This window comes from Undibacterium sp. Ji50W (assembly GCF_049340445.1).
In the GTDB taxonomy this organism is placed as follows: domain Bacteria; phylum Pseudomonadota; class Gammaproteobacteria; order Burkholderiales; family Burkholderiaceae_D; genus Undibacterium.
Genome location: NZ_JBMPOX010000001.1, coordinates 246,137 through 260,632, shown reverse-complemented (window position 1 = coordinate 260,632; position 14,496 = coordinate 246,137). Strand labels below are relative to the sequence as shown.

Sequence of the window (14,496 nt, the reverse complement as noted above, 5' to 3'; positions counted from 1 at the left end):
TATACCATGGGAAAAGGTTCCAATAAAAATAAACGCATCGCCACCTATGTGACCATGCATTTCCTGTCTTCGCCCATGATCGACTAATGATACTGAAATAGGACTTACGCAAAATCGTCCCAGCAAGGCGCAGCGACGAAGACAGTACTTTAGTACGGCAAGGAGTTGCAACGCAGCTGGGGCGGTTTTGCGTAAGTCCTATGAAATTCAGATCAATGCATGCCTGGCGACTAGCACACCATCTATATCCGCATAAATCCAGTCACCCTGATGAATCGCGACACCGGCGATATTGATCAGCAAATTTTTCATCCCACCACCGTGTTTGGCGCTGCGCAAAGGCATGGATGCCATGGCCCGCACACCGATGTTGCATTGGTTGATTTCATCCACATCGCGGATACAGCCATGCACAATGATGCCCGACCAGCCATTTTTTTCACCCAGTGCCGCCAGGTTGCCACCCACCAAAGCACAACGGAAGCTGCCACCACCATCAATCACCAGGACCTGGCCGTTTCCCGGTGTCTCCAGTGTAGATCTGACCAGTACATTGTCTTCAAAGACTTTCAGTGTCACGGCCTGTCCACTGAATTTGCTGGTTTTACCAAAACGCATGAAGATGGGTGGCACCACAGACAACTCATTGGTGGCAATCTTGCCCTCATTGGCATCACAGATATCACAGGTCGCAAAGCTCATGATTTTTCCTCAGTTGAACTTGGTTAGGATGAGGTCTTATTCTAACCAGCAAAGCTCAAACTGCCAATGCACGCGTCTTGGTTCCGACATTGACGGCCGTCAATATTGCTAACACCTGGAACACGCCTATGCAGACAAAAATCCAGGAAGGATGATGCGCATCCATGATGGCACCAAAAATCAGCGGCGCCACAGCCAGACCGGAATCCAGGCCCGAATAAACAACGCCATACACACGGCCAGTCGCATTCTTGGGTGCGGCTGCCCGTATCAGCAAATCACGTGAGGGACCAGCAACGCCCGATCCAAAACCTATCGCCGCCATCAACACGATGGCTATCGGCACATTCACCACGCCACTGGCCAATATCAGGGAAAATATTCCGGCGAAGCTGAAGGCCAGCGTGATCGTCCTGTCATGTTGCGATGTTTTTGCTGCCAGAAAGCCGCCCCACAGCATGCCGGCAGCAGACGCCAGCATATACCCGGTGTAGGCAGTGGTCGCTTCACTCAATTTCATGCCATACATATCGCGCAGACCGGCAGAAGAGAAGCTTTGTATGCCGCCCAATGCCATTGCGGTCACGAAGAAAAATCCAAAACACATCCAGACAGCCGGTATGCGCAAGAAATCCGTGGTGCCACCTGCCGTTTTCACGCCCGAAGTGTGTGCATTGTGGTGATGTACTGGCTCGGTATGCAATAAATCACGATAGAAAAACAGAATCGCCAACACGGCAAACGGCAGAAAAGCGGCAGAAAACAGTGCAGTGCGCCAGCTCGTCAAGCCAGCGATGGTTACCAGAAACACCGGTGCAGTCGCCCAGCCCAGATTACCCGATATGCCATGCACAGAAAACGCATATCCCAGACGCGCAGTGGAAACCTTCTTGTTCAACAAGGTGTAATCCGACGGATGAAAAACGGCATTACCAACACCAGCCAGCATGGAGCCGGCCAGCAGCATCGCGTAATTTTGTGCAGATGACAATACCAGCGCGGCAAACCCCAGGCAGCTAATACCAAAGAACAAGATCGCCCTTGCCCCCAGTTTGTCGACAATAAAACCCGACAAGGCCTGACCGATGCCGGAAATGACAAAAAACACCGTCATCAACAGACCCAGCTCGGCATAACTCAGGCTGAACGCATCCTTAATCCAAGGGAACAAGGGGGCCAGTATCATATGGAAAAAGTGGGAAATACCATGCGCCAAGCCAACCAGGCTGATCACCATGGCATCCTGTCTGAGATTCACCGGTGGGCTTACTGCTGTAGTCATACTAAGTCCTTTCGCTATTGATTTGGCGCATATTGGCGCATGACAGCGCCCGACCTGATGAGTGTATGCAAAATCGCTCAGTCTGATTTAAGATAGATAGACAAACTTTGTCGAAATTACGACAACTCAACAACAATAATTAATTGATAATATTCGTGACAATATCCGTGACAATCTCAGTATGGCAATAGAAATCCTGACCGACACCCGCCCGCAATCAGCGGACAAAAGCCCCACCCCGCAACGGCCAGTGCGCCTGGCGGCGCGCGACCTGCCGACTGAAGAAGTGATACGCACACATCATCACCAATGGGGGCAACTGACCTACACGCCGCAAGGCATGATGCAAATCCTGGCCAACGACAATACCTGGTTCGTGCCGCCATTACGGGCTATCTGGATACCGGCGGGGGTAGCGCATGAAGTCAGGATTATCGAACCATCGCAATTGCGCCTGCTGAATTTTCATGCTGACCATCTACCTTTCAAAGGCGACAATTGCCTGGTACTGGAGGTATCACCATTACTGCGCGAACTGATCGCCGGCATGGAGCAGATCGATCACGCCGGCCCACGTGAAAATCATCTTGCTGCCGTCATCACGGATGAATTGCAGGCAGCCAAGCACCTGCCCATACGCCTGCCCATGCCACGTGACAAACGCCTGAAAAGCCTGTGTGAAATATTGCTGGCCGACCCGGCATCCGGCCTGACACTGGAAGATTATGCCAGCCAGGTAGGTGCATCGTCACGCACGCTGTCACGCCTGTTTGAGCAGCAACTGGATATGTCCTTCACCGCCTGGCGCCAGCAAATGCGCTTATCAAAAGCATCACCACTGATCACCAGCGGCCTGCCCTTGTCGCAAGTGGCGGCTGAACTGGGCTATGCCAGCCAGTCAGCTTTCTCTGCCATGTTCAAGAAAACATTTGGCGAATCACCGAGCAGTTTTTTTCGTCAGAAATAAAAAAAGGGCAACGTTTGCACGCTGCCCCAACTTGCTTCCTACATCCCTATAGACCAGCAACTGGTCTCAAAGTTCAATTTTTCTATTCAATCAAACACTGGCTTTGGTGAACACCAGTCCATGTTCTTTGGCGTCAATGGCAATCACATCCTTGGGTCCGAACTGGCCTTGCAATATCATTTTCGACAAGGGGTTTTCGATTTCCTGCTGAATGGCGCGTTTCAATGGCCTTGCGCCGTACACAGGATCAAAACCAGCCTCGGCGATCTTGTGCAAAGCGGCGTCGCTGACCTGCAAGCCCATGTCCATCTGATGCAGACGCTGCTCCAGCGTTTTCAACTGTATCTTGGCGATTGCACCGATGTTTTTGGCATCCAGCGCATGGAACACCACGATCTCGTCAATACGGTTGATGAACTCGGGGCGGAAATGGGTTTTCACTTCGCCCATGACAGCCATCTTGATCACTTCAGGGTCACTGCCCTCCATCGCCTGTATCTGGTGCGAGCCAAGATTCGACGTCATGACGATCACCGTGTTTTTAAAATCCACGGTGCGCCCCTGCCCGTCGGTCATGCGGCCATCATCCAGCACCTGCAGCAAGACATTGAAGACATCGTGATGGGCTTTTTCCACCTCGTCCAGCAAGATCACGCTATAAGGTTTGCGACGTACCGCCTCGGTCAGGTAACCACCCTCTTCATAGCCGACATAACCCGGTGGCGCACCGATCAGGCGGGCGACTGAATGTTTTTCCATGAATTCACTCATGTCAATACGGATCAGTGATTCTTCGGTATCAAACATAAAGCCAGCCAAGGCCTTGCACAACTCGGTTTTACCGACGCCAGTTGGCCCCAGGAACAGGAAGGAACCATACGGACGACCCGGGTCGCCCAGACCTGCACGCGAACGGCGTATCGCATCGGATACAGCAACAATGGCTTCATGCTGACCGACCACACGCTGATGCAATGCGTCTTCCATTTGCAAGAGTTTTTCACGCTCGCCCTGCATCATGCGCGATACCGGGATACCGGTGGCGCGCGAGACGATTTCGGCAATTTCTTCGGCACCGACCTGGGTGCGCAACAATTTCATCTTGCCATGGTCTTGCTGGTTTTTATCTGCCTGGGTGTCGGCCTGTTTCAGTTGTGCTTCCAGTTCAGGCAAGCGGCCATACTGCAACTCGGACATGGTTTGCCAGTCACCCTTGCGCCTTGCATCATCCATTTGCAGGCGAATTTTTTCTATCTCTTCCTTGATATGGGTGCTGCCCTGCACGCTGGCTTTTTCTGCCTTCCAGACTTCTTCCAGGTCAGCATATTCACGCGCCAGTTTGTCGATTTCTTCTTCGATCAGCACCAGACGTTTTTTCGAGCCTGCATCCTTCTCGCGTTTGACGGCTTCCTTCTCTATCTTTAACTGTATCAGGCGACGGTCCAGCTTATCCATGACTTCCGGTTTGGAGTCGATTTCTATCTTGATCTTGGCAGCGGCCTCATCAATCAGGTCAATCGCCTTGTCTGGCAAGAAGCGGTCGGTGATATAACGGTGCGACAACTCTGCCGCCGCGACGATGGCCGGGTCAGTGATGTCGACACCATGATGCACTTCATACTTTTCCTGCAGGCCACGCAAAATCGCTATCGTCGCTTCGACACTGGGTTCATCCACGATGATTTTCTGGAAGCGACGTTCCAGTGCGGCATCTTTTTCTATGTACTTGCGGTATTCATCCAGGGTGGTTGCACCCACGCAATGCAATTCACCGCGTGCCAGTGCAGGTTTCAGCATATTGCCGGCATCCATCGCGCCCTCGGCCTTGCCAGCACCAACCATGGTGTGCAATTCATCGATAAAGACGATGGTCTGGCCTTCATCCATGGCGATTTCTTTCAGCACGGCTTTCAGGCGCTCTTCAAATTCACCACGGTATTTGGCACCCGCCAGCAAAGCAGCCATATCCAGCGACAAGACGCGTTTGGATTTCAGGCTGTCTGGTACTTCACCATTGACGATACGCTGCGCCAGGCCTTCGACGATGGCGGTTTTACCGACGCCAGGCTCACCAATCAGCACCGGATTGTTCTTGCTGCGACGCTGCAAGACCTGGATGGCACGACGGATTTCATCATCACGCCCGATCACAGGGTCAAGCTTGCCCAGACGGGCGCGTTCGGTCAGGTCGAGGGTATATTTTTTCAGGGCTTCACGCTGGCCTTCAGCATCCTGGCTATCGACATTGCCACCACCGCGCACGCCAGCGATCGCCTGTTCCAGCGCTTTACGCGTCAGGCCATTTTCCCGCGCCAGCTTGCCGGCTTCCGATTTATCGTCTGTCAGGGCCAGCAAGATCATTTCGCTGGCCAGGAACTGGTCGCCGCGCTTCTGGGATTCTTTATCTGCTAGGTTCAGCAAGCCCACCAGTTCACGCCCGGCCTGTACCTGGCCGTCAGTGCCAGACACCTTGGGCAACCTGTCCAGGGCCGATTTCAAGGCATTGCCAAGCGCAGTCACATTCACACCTGCCCTTTGCAACAGCGAACGGCTACTGCCATCATCCTGGTTAATTAATGCCAACAATACGTGCACAGGCTCTATGTATTGGTTATCATTGCCAACTGCCTGGCTTTGCGCGTCGGCGAGGGCTTCCTGCAATTTAGTGGTTAATTTGTCGAGCCGCATGACTCTCTCCTGAAGAATTATTTAGTTTCTCAATTTGGGGCAGCAAAGCCAATTTCAAGAATATTAAAAAAACAGATGCACGCTTGTTTGCTTTACATCAAAAGAAAGACATGGATTTACAACAATTACAAATAAGTTACCTGCCAGTTCAGGACAGGCTGCTGGTCAAGTTTTCCTTTTCCGAAAAATCAGCCAGCGCCAGGCAAGAGATTCACCTGCTGTTTACCCGTCGGCTGACCATGCAATTCTGGCCTACGCTGCTGGAAGCCATGGCCAAGCAGGTAAAACTGGGCAAGCCAGCGGCTGCCCATGCCAGTGCAGAAATGGTACAGATGGAACATGAAGCTTCCGTCGCCCAGATGAAGGATGGCGGCAATTTTGACGCCCCTTTCCCCAGCAAGGTCGAAAGCTGGCCCTTGGGCGAACAGGCTTTACTGCCAAACGACATCCAGTTTCACGTGCATGCCACCGCCGCCTTCCGTATGGAATTCATTATCGCTGATGGCAAAAACTTTGAAGTGGCGATGGGACGCCGCCTGCTGCACGGCTTTTGCAAGCTGTTTCAGGATGCGGTAGAAAAAGCCGATTGGGGATTTACGCTGGAAATGCTGGGCGGCAGCAGTAGTACATCCGAAGATGCACCGCCGCGCCTGCTTAATTGATACCCTCGTGATACTTATTGATGCTTATTGATGAACTGAGGCTTACTCAAACCTGCCGCTTTGCCGGAATTGCTCGGTAGCGCGCACCAGCGCTTCCGCGATCCCTGGTTCTGACCCTGAATGCCCGGCATCTGCAATCATTTGCAGGCTGGCTTCGGGCCAGGCCTGATGCAGGCGATACGCACTGACCGGTGGACAGACAACGTCATAACGGCCCTGCACGATCACTGTCGGCAGGTGGCGTATGCGCTCAATGTCATGTATCAGTTGATCTTCACGCATGAAAGCCGCATGGAGCATGTAATGCGCTTCCAGCCGGCCCAAGCCTATACAGATGGCATCTGATTCAAAGTCGGCAATGGTGTCGGGCTGCGGTTTAAGAAAAATACAAGAGCCTTCATAACGACTCCAGTTACGGGCAGCCTCGATATAGACCGCCGGATCATCCGAAAACAGGCGCTTCGTATACGCTGTCAGCAAATCGTGGCGCTCTTCTGCCGGTACGGCTTCAGCAAAACGCTGATGCACTTCGGGGAAGAAGAATTTCATGCCATTCACAAACCATTCCACTTCAGCCTTGGTGCACAGGAATATACCCCGCAGCACAAAGCCCAGGCAACGCTCAGGATGTGCCTCGCCATAGGCCAATGCCAGTGTCGAACCCCAGGAACCGCCAAAGACCAGCCATTGTTCTATACCCAGCATGACGCGGATTTTTTCTATGTCATTGACCAGCAAGGGCGTTGTATTGTCACGGTATTCGCCCAGAGGCAGGGATTTGCCAGCGCCACGCTGATCAAACAACACGATGCGGTAGTGGACAGGGTCAAAAAACCGCCGGTGAGTGGGCGAAGTGCCTGCACCGGGGCCGCCATGCAAGAACAGCACTGGCTGCCCTTGCGGATTACCACTTTCTTCCCAATACAGGGTATGGGTGTCATCCACCTTCAGCATGCCACTGCGGTTTGCCTCGATGGCTGGGAATAAGGGAAAAGTGTCAGCAGTCATAGATGAATGATATAAATTTGTCCAAAAGTAAGATGATTAGGCCTTACGCAAATCCGCCCCAGCTGCGTTACAGCTCCCGCATTTAGCAAGATTCGGTACTATTCGTACTGTCTTCGTCGCTGCACCTTGCTGGGACACTTTTGCGTAAGGCCTAATGATTATACTCAGAATGTCAAGAATGAGCATGTTGACATCAATTTGCTATTTTTTACACAGTTTGCGATGATATTTCTTTTTTACGCCTATTCGTCATGCCCCTGACCGACGCCCATACAGACCTGAATGACCTGAATGCCCCAGTGCGCATCAAGCTGCCGCATCTGAAAAACTATTGGTCACGCATGATGGCCGCGCGTCGCGGAGAAAAAATCGACCACCACACTGATTTTCACACCGACCGGCTGATGCTGCATACCCTGGGCGTCGGCCTGGAACAGGTTACGCAATTCATCCTGAACGAAGCACCTGATTTCGCCCAATTTGAAGCCTGGCTCATCCACACTGCAGGCATGCCTTCGGCAGACAAGGTGGCGCGCATCAATGCCCTCACCCAGCAAACGGCGCAAGCTGCCAGCGTATTGGCATGGCAAGCAAAACTGGCCAGCATGCCGGACGTGCTGTCCGAAGATGATTTGCATCATTGGGATGAACAGGGTTTTGTCATACTGCGGGAAGCCGTGCCTGCGCACGATAGTGCAGCGGCAGCACAAGTGATCTGGGATACACTGAACGCGAGGGAAGATGATGTTGAATCCTGGTATCACGGTAAACATGCAAACATCATGGTGCAATTATTCCAGTCCCCGGCATTCGATGCCAACCGCCACTCGCCACGTATTCATAAAGCCTTTGCACAATTGTGGCAAACCACAGATTTATGGGTCAGCACCGACCGTTGCGGCTTCAATGTCCCGGAAAGACCGGGGCACAGATTTCGGGGGCCAGATCTGCACTGGGATATGAGCCTGCACCCCCCCCTTCCATTTGCCACGCAAGGAATTTTATATTTGACGGATACACCACCCGAACAAGGTGCACTGACGCTGGTACCCGGCTTTCATCGCAGGCTGGATGCCTGGCTGGCCAGTCTGCCGGCTGACGCCGATCCGCGTGAACAGGACTTGCATGCGCTGGGTTCCACGTCGGTAGGTGGCAAGGCCGGCGATATGGTGATCTGGAATCAGTTACTGCCGCATGGTAGTCGCCCCAATCGCGGGCCCAAGCCTCGCCTGGTGCAGTACATCAATATGCTACCCAGCAGATTGACGATTCAACAGACCTGGCGCTGAATACCGGGTCCGGCAAGAAATACTATACAAACAACGCACGGTAAGTGGCAAAACCGGCAAAGCAGCAAACAATGGAACCGATCAGGTGTGCACCGCTATGCATGAGGGCCCAGCCATAGTCACCGCGATGCAGCAAGCTCATGGCTTCGGCTGAAAACGTGGAGAAAGTGGTCAATCCCCCCAGGAAACCCGTCACCAGAAACAAACGCCATTCAGGTGACAACTGTGGGTAGGCAGAAAAAAAAGCCACGCAAAAGCCGATGACGTAACCACCACCGAGATTGGCGATCAGCGTGCCCAATGGCAATAAGGGATAGGTGGTATTCAGCCACAAACCCAACACCCAGCGCAGCCAGGCCCCGAAAGCGGCACCCAGGCCTACTGCCAATGTACCCAGCCAGGTCATGCCTTACCTCCGGCATCCGTATCCATGTCCGTTCCTTGTGTCCATTTTTGTAAAGCCTGATCATCGGTTTCTCTGGCATCTACCCAGCGAGCACCTTCCGGCGTCTGCTCTTTTTTCCAGAACGGTGCCTGGGTTTTAAGGTAATCCATGATGAATTCGCAAGCAGCAAACGCCTCGCCACGGTGGCGCGACGCCACGATCACCAGGACTATCTGGTCCAGCGGCATGAGCGCGCCGACCCGGTGAATGACCAGTACATCCATCAATTGCCAGCGTTGCTGCGCCTGCTGCACGATCTGTTCCAGCGATTTTTCCGTCATGCCGGGATAGTGTTCAAGTTCCATGGCCTGAACCGACTGTCCCTCATTCATATCGCGCACGACGCCGACAAAGCTGACCAGGGCACCGATGGCCGGTTTGCCCTGACGCATGTGCGCCATCTCTGCATTCAGATCAAAGTCTGCAGTCTGTACCCTTACGGTCATCGGTCAGCCCCCGGTCACAGGTGGAAAGAAAGCGACCTCTGCCCCTTCACTGATGCGCCTGTCAGGCTCGCACATTTGCTGGTTAAAGGCCATGCGCAAGGCACGGTCAGGTGCCAGCACGTCTGCCCAGACATCACCACGCTGTATCAGCCATTGCCTGACATCGCCCACGGTCTGCACCTCTCGCGGCACCTCGACCTCTTGTGAAGACAAACCCAGTTTTTCGCGCACGCTGGCAAAAAATCGTAATTGAATATGCATAATCAATCTGAAAAAAGCTTAGCCCATCAGGCTACTGAAAGGAATGAATTTGACCACATCACCGGCATGAATACTTTGACCTGGTGCAAGGTCAATCAAACCGTCACCCCAGACTGTCGAAGTCAACACAGCGGAACCCTGGTTGGCAAACAGCCCCAGGCCGCCTTCGGCATTCATGCGGGCACGCAGGAATTCATTGCGGCGGTCTGGTTTCAACCAGTCGAAATCGGCACGCACAGAATACGACTGCGGGCTGACTTTTTGCACGCCCTGCATACGCAGCAGGAAGGGACGCACGAATAACAAAAAGGTCACGAAACTGGATACCGGATTGCCAGGCAAGCCAATAAAGAATGCCTTGCCCACTGCGCCAAAAGCCAGCGGTTTGCCAGGTTTGAGGGCGATCTGCCACATATCCAGGCGGCCTTCTGCTTCAACAGCTGACCTGACATGATCTTCTTCTCCGACCGATACACCGCCAGAAGTGATGATGACATCATGTTCCTGGCTGGCCAAACGCAGTGTGGAGCGAGTGGCATCCAGTTTGTCCGGTACGATGCCATAGTCGGTGACGTCGCAACCCAGGTCTTGCAATAAGGCTGTCAGGGTAAAACGGTTGGAGTTATAAATCGCCCCCGGTTTCAAGACATCACCCGGCATGGCCAGTTCATCACCGGTAAAAAATACCGCAACCCTGGGTCGGCGCAACACAGGCAACTGCGCCAGCCCGACGGAAGCTGCCAGGCCCAGTTCCTGCGCCCTTAGCCTGGTTCCGGCAGCCAGGATAGTCGCGCCAGTAGCAATATCTTCACCCTGCCTGCGTATCCATTCGCCAACCCTGGGCTGGTGCCTGATGGTCACAAAATCACCATCAGCAACACATTGCTCTTGCATGATGACGGCATCAGCACCTGCGGGGATGATGGCGCCGGTAAATATGCGTGCAGCAGTACCCGCCTCCAGCGCTTCGCCAATATAACCGGCGGGGATGCGCTGACTGACGCGCAGGCGTGTTTCGGCATCCACACAATCAGCGGCACGCACGGCATAGCCATCCATCTGGGTATTATCCAGCGGCGGCACATTCAACAGGGAAGTCTGGCTCTGCGCCAGCAGCCGGCCATTGGCGGCCAAGGTAGCGACTGTTTCCACATCCTGTATGGGACGGACAGCAGACAATAAAAATTCCAGCGCCTCAGCCACGGTGAGCATAGGTTTTGACATGAAGTATTCCCGGATTGAGCAAATTGTTAATTGTTAATTGCTATCAGGCGATATTGTAGCCTGTATGTTCCTATCCGGTGACTGCTGCCGGCATTCACAAAATGCCGCGTCAGGCAAATAGCTATTTCGCAAGAGAATGTCGCACCATGACAGACATATCTGCAAGGTGTTCACAAAACAAAACCCCCGGCACTAGCTAAAGTGCCGGGGGTGAATATAAGTAGGACTTACGCAAAACCGCCCCAACTGCGTTGCAGCTCCTTGCCGTACTATTCGTACTGTCTTCGTCGCTGCGCCTTGCTGGGACAATTTTTGCCTAAGTCCTAAAAAGAAACTGTTGTCAACTACAAATCCATGCCATGACCAGCCTTAGGGAGCCAGTGCCAATTGCCCGTTCTGGAAAGTGACCCTGATCCTGTCACCCATGCGGTAGTAATTATTCGGCTCCACCAGCACGGTGCGCTGCTCACCATTTTGCAGGCGTACTGTCAGTTCCATCTTGTTTTTGGGTGTGGATGAACGTTCCATTTCATTGCCAACCAGGCCACCGGCAATCGCACCGCCTATGGTTGCCAGATCACGCCCATTGCCCTTGCCAACCTGATGTCCAAGAACACCGCCTATCAGCGCACCAACTGCCGCGCCAGCACCGGACGAACCACCGCTACCGACATTGACTTCACGGATGCCGACGATAAGCGCCGTATCCACATACGCATTCTGATTCTGATATTGATTTGGATAAGGTGTCTGATTCTGCCCGTATGCTGGATACTGGGTTGGATATTGCTGGTACTGGGTCGGATACTGCGTTGGATATTGACCCTGTGTATTGGCAGGATAACGCTGCACCGCACATCCTGCCATCGAGCAAATGAGTGCAATGGAGGTCAGGATAGTAAGCTTGCGCATGATGTACTCCGAAAAAGGTAATGTACTCAATCAACGCGACAGGCAATAGTTTGTTGACGCGACAGGCGTAAAAACAAAGCCTCGTAACAATCCCTTGCATTTCGGAGACTTAGCTTAAATACCTTGCATCGCTTACAACCATTTAAACTTTATCAATACAAGCAAGCCCGGCTTGTTCAATGCGCATGCATTTTCTTGTGCATGCGTCGCAGGCTCAGCCATACTGCCCCCACTACCAGTGGCACCATGATCCCGGTGAACAGGTCAGTATTCAGATTAACACCAGTCTGCTTGATGGCTTTGCCGACATAGGAAAACAAGCCGGTCACATAATACGAAATGGCGGCTACCGACAGCCCTTCTACCGCCTGTTGCAGGCGTAATTGTTGTGCAGCGCGGGCATTCATGGATTGCAGTATCTGGCGGTTTTGTGCTTCTTGCACGATGCCCACGCGAGTACGCAACAGATCATTGGTATTTGCAATTCTTTGTGCCAGCGCTTCTTGCCGGTTAAGCATGGCAACGCAGGTATTCATGGCTGGCGTCAAACGTCTGTCCATGAATTCCTCTATGGTGGGAATACCTTCTATCCGAACTTCACGCAATTCTTCTATGCGCGCTTCGATGATCCTGAAATAAGCCTGGGAAGCAGAAAAACGATAGCTATTATCCAGCGCCAGTTTTTCTATGCGTGCAGCCAGTCGCATGATCTGGTCCAGCAGATCATGGACTGATACACCGTCCTGCTCTGGTGCTTTGCCCTTGGCTGGTTCACCTGCCTTGACCATGGCTGCCGACAAGGCAACCAGTTCATTTTCTATGCTGTTCAGTGAAGCTGCTGCCTGATGGGCATAGGGCAGGCCCAGCAAGGCCATCATGCGATAGGTTTCGATTTCCAGTATGCGCTGCACCAGGCGTCCTGCCTGCATCGCCCGCATGTCGATGTCACGTATCACGAAACGGCTGAAACCGTCCGCCTGAATGACGAAATCCGACCACAGTTCGCCCCCTAGCATGACATGGCTGCCAGCCAGCACATTGCCTTCAAACACCCGCGCCAGGCTACGCGAAAACTGCTCGGTACTTTCACCATTGCGGCACAAGGCAACGTGCGCTGCCACCAGCATTTTCCCCTGCAGGCGCAATAACCATTCACCTGGCAACTGGGTTACCGGCATGTGTTCAAACATCTCACCCAGGGCCGGTACTTCCGCCAGGCTTTCGGCAAAGGTATAGGTGGCAAATTCGGCATGACATTCCCACTTCAGGCGAAACCGCCCAAAGTCGTGATAAAAATATTTGGCCGTACCCGCCGGTGCCGCCACGGCAAAATGGGCGCACAGTGCCGCCAGCAAGGCATGTTGTTCATGTGCAGTGGATGTGGCTGCCTTGCTTTCAGCACCGGAATACACGGCAAGATGCGATATGCGTTCGGGTGCCTGTAATTTCAAAAAAGGACGGGAATGGATTTCCGAAGCAAGCGGAACCCGCAATTGATGATTAAGTGTGGAATAAATGATGGACATGAACGTCGGAAAAGTAAGCGTCAGCAATAATTAACGATAAGCATAGAGCGTGCCAGATCAATACAACTCTGCGGCCACGGCGCGTACGGCCTGTAACAACAGGTCGGCACCGGGTGACAGCAAATGGTCACGCTGGCGGATAATGCCGAAGGCGTCCATCTTGCATGGTAATTCTATTGGCAAGATACTCAATACATTCAGCGAAGCATAGTAACGTGCCACATCCACCGGCATCACGTGCAGGCTATCCGTCTGCTGCAATAAGGCAGTGATCAACAATAAGGCCGTGGTATCGACCACATTCACCGGTGGTTCCAGCCCTGCCCGCCTGAACATCATGTCGAAGCGGTGGCGCAAGACGCTGCCTTGCAACGGCAATATCCAGGGGCGGGTATTCATGTCCTGCAATTGCAGACTGGGGTGTTCCAGCAAGGGGTGGCCAATACGGGCCACGACACAGGCGGGTTCTTCGGTCAATTCTTCATAGCTCAGGCTGGCACTGTTTTCCTGATCAAGGATACGGCCTATCATGAAATCCAGGCTGCCGCGCTGCAAGCGCTCCAGCAAGATATTGCTTTGCTCCATATGCACGCCTATGCGCAGTAACGGAGCCTGTTGCTTGATGCGCGCAATGGCCTTGGGCAGCAAGGCCATGCCTGGGGTCATGATGACACCCACTTCCACCTGCCCCAGCAAACCAGACCTCAGGGCGACAATATCATCATGGGCAAGTGCCAGGCTGTTCAGTGCCATGCGTGCATGACGTATCATGGTTTCGCCAAAGATGGTGGGTTCCATTCCACGTGGCAGGCGATCAAACAACTGCACGTCGAGCATTTCTTCCAGGTCTTTGAGTTGCTTGGACGCTGCCGGCTGCGTCATGTGCAGGGCTTCGGATGCGCGATGGATATTGCGATGCTCATCGAGTGCAATCAACAGCAATAATTGCCTGGTCTTCAGACGTGCGCGCAAAAACCAGTTGGGATTGGGTGTATCCATAAATGAGCAATGCCGTAATCAATATTGAATTCGCCGGGGGCATGTTGCCACATATTTTTCTGGATGTTTGATATTCCCAAAATAT

The 14,496-nt window shown here is 53.1% G+C and carries 14 protein-coding genes; 3 read left to right on the top strand and 11 right to left on the bottom strand.

From position 1 onward, the window contains the following. Positions 1–207 precede the first annotated feature (207 nt). Both rraA and ACO0K9_RS01305 read right to left on the bottom strand, forming a co-directional pair. Positions 208–702 (bottom strand): ribonuclease E activity regulator RraA, encoded by a 495-nt coding sequence (gene rraA, locus ACO0K9_RS01310; RefSeq protein WP_422980988.1) that lies wholly within the window; start codon positions 700–702, stop codon positions 208–210. Between the two features lie 55 nt (positions 703–757). Further along, the gene (locus ACO0K9_RS01305; RefSeq protein ID WP_422980986.1) at positions 758–1,984 is read right to left on the bottom strand and encodes an MFS transporter; all 1,227 of its coding nucleotides are present in this window, start codon (positions 1,982–1,984) and stop codon (positions 758–760) included. 181 nt (positions 1,985–2,165) lie between these two features. Between ACO0K9_RS01305 and ACO0K9_RS01300 the strand changes: the two genes are divergently transcribed. Beyond that, positions 2,166–2,951: an AraC family transcriptional regulator gene (locus ACO0K9_RS01300; protein WP_422980984.1), complete on the top strand. Its 786-nt coding sequence runs from the start codon at positions 2,166–2,168 to the stop codon at positions 2,949–2,951. 90 nt (positions 2,952–3,041) lie between these two features. Here ACO0K9_RS01300 and clpB read toward each other — a convergent pair whose 3' ends face one another. After that, positions 3,042–5,639, bottom strand: coding sequence for an ATP-dependent chaperone ClpB (gene clpB / locus ACO0K9_RS01295; RefSeq protein WP_422980982.1), 2,598 nt, complete (start codon positions 5,637–5,639; stop codon positions 3,042–3,044). A 110-nt stretch (positions 5,640–5,749) separates the two neighbouring features. Here clpB and ACO0K9_RS01290 point away from each other — a divergent pair, with 110 nt between their 5' ends. After that, positions 5,750–6,301: a hypothetical protein gene (locus ACO0K9_RS01290; RefSeq protein ID WP_422980980.1), complete on the top strand. Its 552-nt coding sequence runs from the start codon at positions 5,750–5,752 to the stop codon at positions 6,299–6,301. A 42-nt stretch (positions 6,302–6,343) separates the two neighbouring features. On the opposite strand, the gene pip is transcribed toward ACO0K9_RS01290, so the two are convergent. Continuing rightward, positions 6,344–7,309, bottom strand: a complete 966-nt coding sequence (gene pip, locus ACO0K9_RS01285; protein WP_422980978.1) for a prolyl aminopeptidase — start codon at positions 7,307–7,309, stop codon at positions 6,344–6,346. A 251-nt stretch (positions 7,310–7,560) separates the two neighbouring features. Here pip and ACO0K9_RS01280 point away from each other — a divergent pair, with 251 nt between their 5' ends. Then, positions 7,561–8,598 (top strand): phytanoyl-CoA dioxygenase family protein, encoded by a 1,038-nt coding sequence (locus ACO0K9_RS01280; RefSeq protein ID WP_422980976.1) that lies wholly within the window; start codon positions 7,561–7,563, stop codon positions 8,596–8,598. 22 nt (positions 8,599–8,620) lie between these two features. Here the strand turns inward: ACO0K9_RS01280 and crcB are convergent, their stop codons facing one another. From crcB to ACO0K9_RS01245, 7 genes are all read right to left on the bottom strand, one after another. Further along, the gene (gene crcB / locus ACO0K9_RS01275) at positions 8,621–9,004 is read right to left on the bottom strand and encodes a fluoride efflux transporter CrcB (RefSeq protein ID WP_422980974.1); all 384 of its coding nucleotides are present in this window, start codon (positions 9,002–9,004) and stop codon (positions 8,621–8,623) included. Then, the gene (gene moaE / locus ACO0K9_RS01270) at positions 9,001–9,489 is read right to left on the bottom strand and encodes a molybdopterin synthase catalytic subunit MoaE (protein WP_422980972.1); all 489 of its coding nucleotides are present in this window, start codon (positions 9,487–9,489) and stop codon (positions 9,001–9,003) included. Before moaE ends, crcB begins: the two co-directional genes overlap by 4 nt. A 3-nt stretch (positions 9,490–9,492) precedes the next feature. Then, the gene (moaD, locus tag ACO0K9_RS01265; protein WP_422980970.1) at positions 9,493–9,750 is read right to left on the bottom strand and encodes a molybdopterin converting factor subunit 1; all 258 of its coding nucleotides are present in this window, start codon (positions 9,748–9,750) and stop codon (positions 9,493–9,495) included. Between the two features lie 18 nt (positions 9,751–9,768). Next, complete coding sequence (gene glp, locus ACO0K9_RS01260; RefSeq protein WP_422980968.1) at positions 9,769–10,974, bottom strand: gephyrin-like molybdotransferase Glp; 1,206 nt, start codon at positions 10,972–10,974, stop codon at positions 9,769–9,771. A 369-nt stretch (positions 10,975–11,343) separates the two neighbouring features. Further along, positions 11,344–11,886 carry a glycine zipper 2TM domain-containing protein gene (locus tag ACO0K9_RS01255; protein WP_422980966.1) on the bottom strand — a complete coding sequence of 181 codons (543 nt, stop codon included), beginning with the start codon at positions 11,884–11,886 and terminating at the stop codon, positions 11,344–11,346. A gap of 176 nt (positions 11,887–12,062) precedes the next feature. Continuing rightward, positions 12,063–13,412: a DUF3422 family protein gene (locus ACO0K9_RS01250; protein WP_422980964.1), complete on the bottom strand. Its 1,350-nt coding sequence runs from the start codon at positions 13,410–13,412 to the stop codon at positions 12,063–12,065. A gap of 57 nt (positions 13,413–13,469) precedes the next feature. Continuing rightward, positions 13,470–14,411 carry a LysR family transcriptional regulator gene (locus ACO0K9_RS01245; protein WP_422980962.1) on the bottom strand — a complete coding sequence of 314 codons (942 nt, stop codon included), beginning with the start codon at positions 14,409–14,411 and terminating at the stop codon, positions 13,470–13,472. Positions 14,412–14,496: the final 85 nt, after the last annotated feature.